Origin of the sequence: Flavobacterium sp., assembly GCF_035760125.1 — a bacterium.
GTDB lineage: Bacteria > Bacteroidota > Bacteroidia > Flavobacteriales > Flavobacteriaceae > Flavobacterium.
In genome coordinates this window covers 1-10861 of the sequence record NZ_DASTTN010000089.1, presented here as the reverse complement: position 1 = coordinate 10861, position 10861 = coordinate 1, and the positions used below count along the sequence as shown (strand labels likewise).

Annotated in this window: 6 protein-coding genes and 1 pseudogene; 6 read left to right on the top strand and 1 reads right to left on the bottom strand. The window is 34.6% G+C overall.

Translation table 11 applies throughout. The annotated features are described in order from the left end of the window. The 6 genes from rplJ to VFS71_RS03700 all read left to right on the top strand — a co-directional run. Positions 1 to 389 (top strand): 50S ribosomal protein L10 (rplJ, locus tag VFS71_RS03725; RefSeq protein ID WP_326399444.1); only part of this gene is annotated, 389 nt, incomplete at its 5' end. Between the two features lie 94 nt (positions 390 to 483). Beyond that, the gene (gene rplL, locus VFS71_RS03720; protein ID WP_315193432.1) at positions 484 to 855 is read left to right on the top strand and encodes a 50S ribosomal protein L7/L12; all 372 of its coding nucleotides are present in this window, start codon (positions 484 to 486) and stop codon (positions 853 to 855) included. Between the two features lie 276 nt (positions 856 to 1131). Next, a complete protein-coding gene (rpoB, locus tag VFS71_RS03715) occupies positions 1132 to 4944 on the top strand; it encodes a DNA-directed RNA polymerase subunit beta (RefSeq protein WP_326399442.1) in 3813 nt (1270 codons plus the stop codon). 240 nt (positions 4945 to 5184) lie between these two features. Then, a complete protein-coding gene (gene rpoC / locus VFS71_RS03710) occupies positions 5185 to 9492 on the top strand; it encodes a DNA-directed RNA polymerase subunit beta' (RefSeq protein ID WP_326399441.1) in 4308 nt (1435 codons plus the stop codon). Between the two features lie 63 nt (positions 9493 to 9555). Further along, on the top strand, positions 9556 to 9867 hold the full coding sequence (locus tag VFS71_RS03705) for a DUF3467 domain-containing protein (protein ID WP_116795918.1): 312 nt from the start codon (positions 9556 to 9558) through the stop codon (positions 9865 to 9867). Between the two features lie 264 nt (positions 9868 to 10131). Continuing rightward, positions 10132 to 10503, top strand: coding sequence for a hypothetical protein (locus tag VFS71_RS03700; protein ID WP_326399440.1), 372 nt, complete (start codon positions 10132 to 10134; stop codon positions 10501 to 10503). 82 nt (positions 10504 to 10585) lie between these two features. On the opposite strand, the pseudogene prfC reads toward VFS71_RS03700, so the two are convergent. After that, a pseudogene (prfC, locus tag VFS71_RS03695) lies at positions 10586 to 10861 on the bottom strand (peptide chain release factor 3); the annotation flags it as partial.

Genomic DNA, 10861 nt, shown 5'->3' with positions numbered 1-10861 from the left:
ACTTGAGAAGAGCTTGTTTCAAAGCAGGAATTAAATTAGAAGTTGTTAAGAACACTTTGCTTGCAAAAGCAATGGAAGCTTCAGCTAATGATTATGGTGACTTGCCTTCTGTATTAACAGGAAACAGTGCTATCTTTATTTCAGATGTTGCAAATGCACCTGGAAAAATAATCAAAGATTTCAGAAAAAAATCGGATAAGCCTGTTTTAAAAGGAGCTTACATCAATTCTGAAATTTACATTGGAGATGATCAATTAGAAGCATTGGCTACTATTAAATCTAAAGAAGAGCTTATCGGCGAAATCATTGGATTGCTTCAATCACCAGCACAGAGAGTTATTTCTGCTTTACAAAACCAATTCGCTGCTAGCGAAGAGGCTGAAGCATAATACTCAAAACAGGGAATTTAGTTTCCTTGTTGCTTAAAATAGCGCACAATAAATAAATTATATTTTTACAAATCATTTTAAAACGATAGAAAAAATGGCAGATTTGAAACAATTCGCAGAACAATTAGTTAATTTAACTGTAAAAGAAGTTAACGAATTAGCAACAATATTGAAAGATGAGTACGGTATCGAACCAGCTGCTGCAGCTGTAGTAGTTGCTGCTGGTGGTGGTGAAGGTGCTGCTGAAGAAGCTCAAACAGAATTTACAGTTGTATTGAAAGAAGCTGGTGCTTCTAAATTAGCTGTAGTAAAATTAGTTAAAGAACTTACAGGTTTAGGTTTGAAAGAAGCTAAAGATGTAGTTGATAGTGCTCCTAGCAACGTTAAAGAAGGTGTAACTAAAGAAGAAGCTGAAGGGCTTAAAAAATCTTTAGAAGAAGCTGGAGCTGTTGTTGAGCTTAAATAAGTTTAACTAGTTTTTGAAACAGGTTTAGGTCTTTGAGAGTATTCTCAAGGCCTAAACCATTTTTCGTATAATAAAATTATATCAAGTTTTATTATAAAATAGTTTAAAATACGAAAAGGTTTTTTAATCAATACGAAGAAAGAAAATAATACAAGAGTCCATTTTATATTATTTTTAAAGAGGTATTGATTGTAAAAAGAAAGTATAGATTGTTTTATAAATTACTGTGTTTTACACACAAAAACTACTTTTTTTTAATCAAAATTTTGTCCATTGATGATAACAAATCAGACTGAAAGATTGAATTTTGCCTCTACAAAAAACATTCCTGATTATCCAGATTTTCTAGATGTTCAGGTAAAATCGTTTAAAGATTTTTTTCAACTAGAAACTAAATCAGACGAAAGAGGCGACGAAGGGTTATACAACACCTTCATGGAAAACTTTCCAATTACAGATACAAGAAATAACTTTGTTTTGGAATTCCTTGATTACTTTGTAGATCCACCACGTTACACCATTCAAGAATGTATAGAAAGAGGTCTTACTTATAGTGTGCCTTTAAAAGCAAGGTTGAAACTATATTGTACCGATCCTGAACACGAAGATTTTGAAACTATTGTGCAAGATGTTTATCTTGGAACAATACCTTATATGACACCAAGTGGTACTTTTGTTATCAATGGAGCAGAGCGAGTTGTGGTTTCACAATTACACCGTTCTCCTGGTGTTTTCTTTGGACAGTCATTCCATGCAAATGGTACAAAATTATATTCTGCGAGAGTTATTCCTTTTAAAGGATCTTGGATAGAATTTTCTACAGATATCAATAGCGTAATGTATGCTTATATCGATAGAAAGAAAAAATTACCTGTTACAACTTTATTCCGTGCAATAGGTTTCGAAAGAGACAAGGATATCCTAGAGATTTTCGACCTAGCTGAAGAAATTAAAGTTTCCAAAACAGGACTTAAAAAATATATTGGTAGAAAATTAGCTGCTCGTGTTTTGAACACTTGGCATGAAGATTTCGTTGATGAAGATACCGGCGAAGTTGTTTCTATTGAACGTAACGAAATAATCCTTGATAGAGATACTATTATCGATAAAGATAATGTGGAAGAAATCATTGATTCTAACGTTAAATCTATTTTGTTGCATAAAGAAGATAATAATCTAGTTGATTATTCTATCATTCATAATACATTACAAAAAGATCCAACAAACTCTGAAAAAGAAGCTGTTGAGCACATCTACAGACAATTGCGTAACGCAGAACCGCCTGATGAAGAAACTGCTCGTGGTATTATAGATAAATTATTCTTCTCTGACCAACGTTACAACTTAGGTGAAGTAGGTCGTTATAGAATTAATAAAAAACTTGGTCTTGATACTCCAATGGAAAAGCAAGTGCTTACCAAAGAAGATATCATTACCATTGTTAAGTATTTGATCGAATTGATCAACTCTAAAGCAGAGATTGATGATATTGATCACTTATCAAACCGTCGTGTTAGAACAGTTGGAGAACAATTATCTCAACAATTCGGTGTTGGTTTAGCACGTATGGCTAGAACCATTAGAGAGCGTATGAACGTTAGAGATAACGAGGTGTTTACACCGATAGATTTGATTAATGCCAAAACATTATCATCTGTTATCAACTCTTTCTTTGGAACAAACCAGTTGTCTCAATTTATGGATCAAACGAATCCATTGGCTGAGATTACGCACAAAAGAAGATTATCTGCACTTGGACCAGGTGGACTTTCGAGAGAAAGAGCTGGATTTGAGGTTCGTGACGTTCACTATACGCACTACGGACGTTTATGTCCTATTGAAACTCCTGAGGGACCAAACATTGGTTTGATTTCTTCTCTTGGTGTTTATGCTAAAGTAAACGGAATGGGTTTCATTGAAACACCTTACCGTAAAGTAACTAATGGAGTTGTTGATTTAGATGCTACTCCTATTTACTTAAGTGCTGAAGAAGAAGAAGGAATGTTAATTGCCCAAGCAAACATTAAAATGGATGCTACTGGTAAAATCACTGCCGAAAACGTAATTGCGCGTCAAGAAGGTGACTTCCCGGTAATTGACCCTGCTCAAGTACATTATACAGACGTTGCTCCAAACCAAATTGCTTCGATTTCTGCATCTTTGATTCCTTTCTTGGAACATGATGATGCGAATAGAGCCTTGATGGGATCTAACATGATGCGTCAGGCCGTACCATTGATACGCCCTGAAGCTCCAATTGTTGGTACCGGTTTAGAGCGTCAAGTGGCTTCAGATTCTAGAGTTTTAATTAACGCAGAAGGAAATGGAGTTGTAGAATACGTTGATGCAAATATCATCACTATCAAATACGATCGTTCTGAGGAAGAAAGAATGGTAAGTTTTGAATCTGATGAGAAAACATATAACTTAATTAAATTTAGAAAAACCAATCAAGGAACAAGTATCAATCTTAAACCTATCGTAAGAAAAGGGGACAGAGTGATTCCTGGTCAAGTATTGTCTGAAGGATATGCTACTCAAAATGGAGAATTAGCTTTAGGTAGAAACCTTAAAGTTGCATTTATGCCATGGAAAGGATACAACTTCGAGGATGCGATTGTGATTTCTGAAAAAGTAGTTCGTGACGATATCTTTACCTCTATTCACGTTGATGATTATTCATTGGAAGTTAGAGATACTAAATTAGGTAACGAAGAGTTAACGAATGACATACCAAACGTTTCTGAAGAAGCTACTAAAGATTTGGATGAAAACGGTATGATTAGAATAGGTGCCGAGGTTAAACCTGGTGACATTCTTATCGGTAAAATTACTCCAAAAGGAGAATCAGATCCTACTCCAGAAGAGAAATTGCTTCGTGCAATCTTCGGGGATAAAGCAGGTGATGTAAAAGATGCTTCATTAAAAGCTTCTCCTTCTTTACATGGTGTAGTTTTAGATAAAAAATTATTTGCAAGAGCAGTAAAAGACAAACGTAAACGTACTCAAGATAAAGATGCTTTAGGGGCACTTGAAATGGAGTTTGAAGTTAAGTTTGTTGAGCTTAAAGATAGATTGATTGAGAAACTTTTCAATATCGTAAATGGAAAAACTTCTCAAGGTGTAATGAATGATTTGGGTGAAGAAGTTTTACCAAAAGGTAAAAAATATACTCAAAAAATGCTTTATGCTGTTGAAGATTTCGCTCACTTAAGTAAGGGTCAATGGGTTGCTGATGAAGTAACTAATAAAATGGTTAATGATTTAATTCATAACTATAAAATTAAATTGAACGATTTACAAGGTGCTTTACGTAGAGAGAAATTCACAATTACTGTTGGGGATGAATTACCATCAGGAATCTTGAAATTAGCTAAAGTATATATTGCTAAAAAACGTAAACTGAAAGTTGGGGATAAAATGGCGGGACGTCACGGTAACAAAGGTATTGTTGCTCGTATTGTTCGTCATGAAGATATGCCTTTCCTTGAAGATGGAACACCAGTTGATATCGTGTTGAACCCACTTGGGGTACCTTCTCGTATGAACATTGGACAAATCTATGAGACAGTTTTAGGTTGGGCTGGTATGAATTTGGGTAGAAAATTTGCTACTCCAATTTTTGACGGTGCTACTCTTGATGAAATCAATGCTTTAACTGATGAAGCTGGGGTGCCACGTTTTGGACATACTCATCTTTATGATGGAGGTACAGGAGAACGTTTCCACCAAGCGGCAACTGTGGGTGTAATTTACATGCTTAAATTAGGGCACATGGTTGACGATAAGATGCACGCACGTTCTATCGGTCCATACTCGTTGATTACTCAACAACCACTTGGAGGTAAAGCTCAATTTGGAGGTCAGCGTTTTGGAGAGATGGAGGTTTGGGCACTTGAAGCTTATGGAGCGTCAAGTACTCTTCGTGAAATCTTAACAGTTAAATCGGATGACGTAATTGGTAGAGCCAAAACTTACGAAGCTATCGTAAAAGGAGAGTCTATGCCAGAACCAGGATTACCAGAATCATTCAATGTATTAATGCATGAATTGAAAGGTCTTGGACTTGACATTCGTTTAGAAGAATAAATTAAAGTTTAATAGTAATCAGTCCGATTTTTTTCGAGACTGATTACTCATTTTTACGAGTTTTTAGGATTTATGCCCGTAACCCGTTCCGATTTTTCATAAAATCTTAAAAGTTTTTATGACTAGCACTTCAAAATTTAGTTTGAAGTTTAGAGAAGTAATCCGAGGTAGTAAAAAAGTAGTACTGCTACAGCTTTACAAAATCAATTTTTAATTGCAAATAAATCAATAGTAAAAACTATGATGAATAATAGAAATAATAAAGATAAGAATCCTGTAAAAAGGTTTGATAAAATTTCAATAGGATTAGCTTCTCCTGAATCGATCTTGAAAGAGTCAAGAGGTGAAGTTTTAAAACCTGAAACAATCAATTACAGAACTCACAAACCAGAGCGTGATGGTCTTTTCTGCGAAAGAATTTTTGGACCAGTTAAAGATTTTGAATGTGCTTGTGGTAAATATAAAAGAATACGTTACAAAGGAATCATCTGTGACCGTTGTGGTGTTGAAGTAACTGAAAAGAAAGTACGTAGAGACAGAGTGGGGCATATCAACCTTGTTGTGCCTATTGCTCATATCTGGTATTTCCGTTCACTTCCTAACAAAATTGGTTATATCCTTGGTCTTCCGTCTAAGAAATTAGATATGATTATCTACTACGAAAGATATGTAGTTATTCAGCCTGGTATTGCTAAAAATGCAGATGGTGAATCTATTGAAAGATTAGATTTCTTGACTGAAGAAGAATACTTGAATATTTTAGATACTCTTCCTGCAGATAATCAATATTTAGATGATTTTGATCCAAATAAATTTGTTGCCAAAATGGGAGCAGAGTGTATTATGGATTTATTGGCTCGTATTAATCTTGACGAATTGTCATATGATTTAAGACATAAAGCTAATAATGAAACATCTAAACAACGTAAAACTGAAGCGTTAAAGAGACTGCAAGTTGTAGAATCTTTCCGTGAATCTACTTTGAATAGAGAAAATCGTCCTGAATGGATGATCATGAAAGTGATTCCAGTAATTCCACCAGAATTACGTCCTCTTGTACCTCTTGATGGCGGTCGTTTTGCAACTTCAGATTTGAATGATTTATACCGTCGTGTAATCATCCGTAACAACCGTTTGAAAAGATTAATCGAGATTAAAGCTCCTGAAGTAATCCTTCGTAACGAAAAACGTATGTTGCAAGAATCTGTAGATTCACTTTTCGATAATACTCGTAAAGCTTCTGCAGTAAAAACGGAATCAAACAGACCTTTGAAATCATTATCTGATTCCTTAAAAGGTAAACAAGGACGTTTCCGTCAAAACTTACTTGGAAAACGTGTGGATTATTCTGCTCGTTCGGTAATTGTTGTTGGACCTGAATTGAAATTGTTTGAATGTGGTTTGCCAAAAGATATGGCAGCTGAACTTTACAAACCTTTTGTTATCCGTAAATTGATAGAAAGAGGAATTGTAAAAACAGTAAAATCTGCTAAGAAAATAATTGACAAAAAAGAGCCAGTTGTATGGGATATTCTTGAAAATGTAATCAAAGGACATCCAGTATTATTGAACCGTGCTCCTACTTTGCACAGATTAGGTATTCAAGCTTTCCAACCAAAATTAATTGAAGGAAAAGCAATTCAATTGCACCCTTTAGTTTGTACTGCATTTAATGCGGATTTTGATGGGGATCAGATGGCGGTTCACTTACCATTAGGACCAGAGGCTATTTTGGAAGCACAATTATTAATGTTGGCTTCTCACAATATCTTGAACCCTGCAAATGGTGCGCCAATCACGGTACCTTCTCAAGACATGGTACTTGGTCTTTACTATATGACCAAAGAGCGTTTGTCTACACCAGAACTTAAAATTTTAGGAGAAGGAATTACATTCTATTCTGCTGAAGAGGTAAATATTGCATTGAACGAAGGAAGATTAGAATTGAATGCTCGAGTGAAAATTAGAGCTAAAGATTTTAATGAAGCTGGAGAATTAGTGTATCAGATTATCCAAACAACTGCAGGACGTGTATTATTTAATGAAGTAGTACCTGAAGCAGCTGGATATATCAATGATGTATTGACTAAGAAAAACTTAAGAGACATTATCGGACACGTATTGAGTTCGACTGATGTTCCTACAACAGCAGCTTTCTTGGACAATATGAAAGATATGGGTTATAAATTTGCATTCAAAGGAGGATTATCATTCTCTCTTGGTGATATTAGAATCCCAGAACAAAAACCAAAATTAATTGCAGATGCTAGAGAGCAAGTTGAAGGTATTTCTGCAAATTATAACATGGGTCTTATTACCAATAACGAGCGTTACAACCAAGTTATTGATGTATGGACTTCAGCAAATGCTCAATTAACAGAGTTAGCAATGAAAAACATTAGAGAAGACCAACAAGGTTTCAACTCTGTGTATATGATGCTTGATTCTGGAGCGAGGGGTTCCAAAGAACAAATTCGTCAGTTAACCGGTATGCGTGGTTTGATGGCTAAGCCTAAAAAATCTACTGCTGGTGGTGGTGAAATTATTGAAAACCCGATTCTTTCTAACTTTAAGGAAGGTCTTTCTATCCTTGAGTACTTTATCTCTACTCACGGTGCTCGTAAAGGTCTTGCGGATACGGCTTTGAAAACGGCCGATGCTGGATACTTAACTAGAAGATTACATGATGTTTCTCAAGATGTTATTGTTAATATCGAGGATTGTGGTACTCTTAGAGGTATTGAAGTTTCTGCTTTGAAGAAAAATGAGGAAATTGTTGAATCATTAGGAGAAAGAATCTTAGGACGTGTTGCATTGCAAGATGTAATTAATCCTTTAACAAGTGAGATTTTAGTTCATGCTGGTGAGCAAATCACAGAAGCATTAGTGAAAGGTATCGAAGCTTCTCCAGTGGAGAAAGTTGAAGTACGTTCGCCATTGGTTTGTGAGGCTACTAAAGGTATTTGTGCTAAATGTTACGGTAGAAACTTAGCTACTGGTAAAATGACTCAAAGAGGTGAGGCAGTTGGTGTAATTGCAGCACAGTCTATTGGGGAACCAGGGACACAGTTGACATTACGTACTTTCCACGTTGGAGGGGTTGCAGGAGGTATTTCTGAAGAATCTAGTATTATAACTCGTTTTGCAGGTAAACTAGAAATCGAAGATTTAAAAACTGTTAAAGGTGAAGACAGCGAAGGTAATGCAGTTGATATTGTAGTTTCTCGTTCAACAGAATTAAAATTAATTGACGAAAAAACAGGTATTTTATTAAGTACCAATAACATTCCTTACGGTTCAAGTATTTTTGTAGGTGACGGTCAGTCTGTTGCAAAAGGAGATGTAATCTGTAAATGGGATCCATATAACGGGGTTATCGTTTCTGAGTTTACCGGTAAAATTGCTTATGAAGATTTAGAGCAAGGACAATCGTTCATGGTTGAAATTGATGAGCAAACTGGTTTCCAAGAAAAAGTAATTTCTGAGTCAAGAAACAAAAAATTAATACCAACTTTATTGGTTTACGGTAAAGAAGGAGAGTTAATCCGTTCTTACAACTTACCAGTTGGAGCTCACTTGATGGTTGAAAACGGGGAGAAAATTAAAGCTGGTAAAGTTTTGGTGAAAATTCCACGTCGTTCATCTAAATCTGGGGATATTACAGGAGGTTTACCAAGAATTACAGAGTTGTTAGAGGCTCGTAATCCTTCAAACCCAGCTGTAGTTTCAGAGATTGATGGTGTTGTTTCTTTTGGAAAAATTAAAAGAGGTAACCGTGAGATCGTTATTGAGTCTAAATTTGGTGATATTAGAAAATACTTGGTTAAATTATCAAGTCAAATTTTAGTTCAAGAAAATGACTTCGTAAGAGCTGGTGTTCCTTTGTCTGATGGTGCAATTACTCCGGATGATATTTTGAGAATTCAAGGACCTGCTGCTGTTCAACAGTATTTGGTAAATGAAATTCAGGAAGTATACCGTCTTCAAGGGGTAAAAATCAACGACAAACACTTTGAGGTAGTAATACGTCAGATGATGCGTAAAGTTAGAGTTCAAGATCCAGGTGATACTTTATTCTTAGAAGATCAATTAATTCATACTAAAGATTTTATCGTTCAAAATGATAATTTATATGGAATGAAAGTGGTTGAAGATGCTGGAGATTCAAGTATTTTAAAACCAGGTCAAATCATAACGCCGCGTCAGTTGCGTGATGAGAATTCATTATTGAAGCGTACAGATAAAAACCTTGTTGTTGCACGTGATGTAATTACTGCAACTGCAACACCTGTATTACAAGGTATTACTAGAGCTTCTCTTCAAACTAAATCATTTATTTCTGCTGCTTCTTTCCAAGAAACAACAAAAGTATTAAACGAAGCTGCTGTTGCAGGTAAAGTTGATTTATTAGAAGGATTGAAAGAAAATGTAATTGTAGGGCATAGAATCCCAGCCGGTACAGGTATGAGAGAATATGATAATGCAATTGTAGGATCTAGAGAAGATTATAATGATATGATGGCAAATAAAGAAGAATATATTTATTAATTCTTTTCCTCAATGTTCTCTCTTTACTTATGTAGAGAGAGAATTTTGATAAAAATAAATTTTATGAGCAATTCTAAACAACAACAAGAGCAGATTAATATAGAATTAGATGAAAAAGTAGCTGAAGGTATTTATTCCAATTTGGCTATAATCAATCATTCTTCGTCTGAATTTGTATTAGATTTTGTATGTATTATGCCAGGTGTTCCAAAAGCAAAAGTGAAATCAAGAATTGTTTTGACTCCACAACATGCTAAAAGATTGCTCAAAGCTTTAGGTGAAAATATTCACCGTTTTGAAGTAACTCATGGTGAAATTAAAGAGGTTGAACAACCTGCAATTCCCATTAATTTTGGTCCTACAGGGCAAGCATAATTCAAAAAATGAAGACTCCAGAAATGGGGTCTTTTTTTATTTGGAAAAAACACTTGTTGCCTTTTAAATTAATTGGTACATTCTAATTTCATGTTTAATTATGGTATGTGCGCATAGGTTAATTTTTTCTCTGTTGTATATCAATTTCATATTTTTTGTACTTAAACGGTTTTTTTAACCCTTTGACGATTATTTTTTTTCTTAGTTATCTATTCAGTTAGTTTCGCGCCTGTTGATGTTTCTTAATTCATCATAAACGAAAAAATGAATAGAGCTTTTAGAATTGTAAAAAAAAACAATGACAGAATTCAGTGTTGGATTTTAGTTATGTTCGTTTTTTTTGCAAGCTCTAATGGTTTTGCCCAAAAGTCAGATTTTGAAATTTCTTCAAATGAAGTTTCAATGAGTCAAAATATTAAAACTGATGACACAGCTCCTGCGAAGGTATCGGCTTCAGAATTGAATTCAAATATGAATTTTATTTTGTGGTTTATGGGGACGAAAGAAGATGTCAATGGCACTATGTCTAGTGATTCATTTTATTCTAAAAAAAGTATTTTAACTTCCGGTAGAGAGCCAAATCACTTATTAGTGAAGACACTTTTGAAAAAAGCAATAAATATCAAATCTTGTTAGTATTTATTTAAGGTTAAATTTAATTTGTATATAAAAAACGCCAACTTAATGTTGGCGTTTTTTTGTATTTCTAATTGTAAATTTAATCAAATTCAGAAGTGAAAAATAATTTGACACTTGGATATTTGCTTTGTGTCATTTGAATGGTGAAATCAGAATCCGCAAGAAATACTAATTGATTGTATTTGTCTTTTGCGAGGAATTTTTGCTTTATGCGTTTAAATTCTTTAAATTCTTCATTCTTGGCATCGTCTGGTTTAACCCAGCAGGCTTTGTGAACAGGGAAGTTTTCATAAGTACATTTTGCACCATATTCATGCTCCAATCGGTATTGAATAACTTCATATTGTAATGCTCC

What these genes read in the sequence shown, in the direction of transcription:
- rplL (WP_315193432.1), top strand. Translation starts at nt 484, where the DNA reads ATGGCAGATTTGAAACAATTCGCAGAACAATTAGTTAATTTAACTGTA.
- VFS71_RS03700 (WP_326399440.1), top strand. Translation starts at nt 10,132, where the DNA reads ATGAATAGAGCTTTTAGAATTGTAAAAAAAAACAATGACAGAATTCAG.
- VFS71_RS03705 (WP_116795918.1), top strand. Translation starts at nt 9,556, where the DNA reads ATGAGCAATTCTAAACAACAACAAGAGCAGATTAATATAGAATTAGAT.
- rpoC (WP_326399441.1), top strand. Translation starts at nt 5,185, where the DNA reads ATGATGAATAATAGAAATAATAAAGATAAGAATCCTGTAAAAAGGTTT.
- rpoB (WP_326399442.1), top strand. Translation starts at nt 1,132, where the DNA reads ATGATAACAAATCAGACTGAAAGATTGAATTTTGCCTCTACAAAAAAC.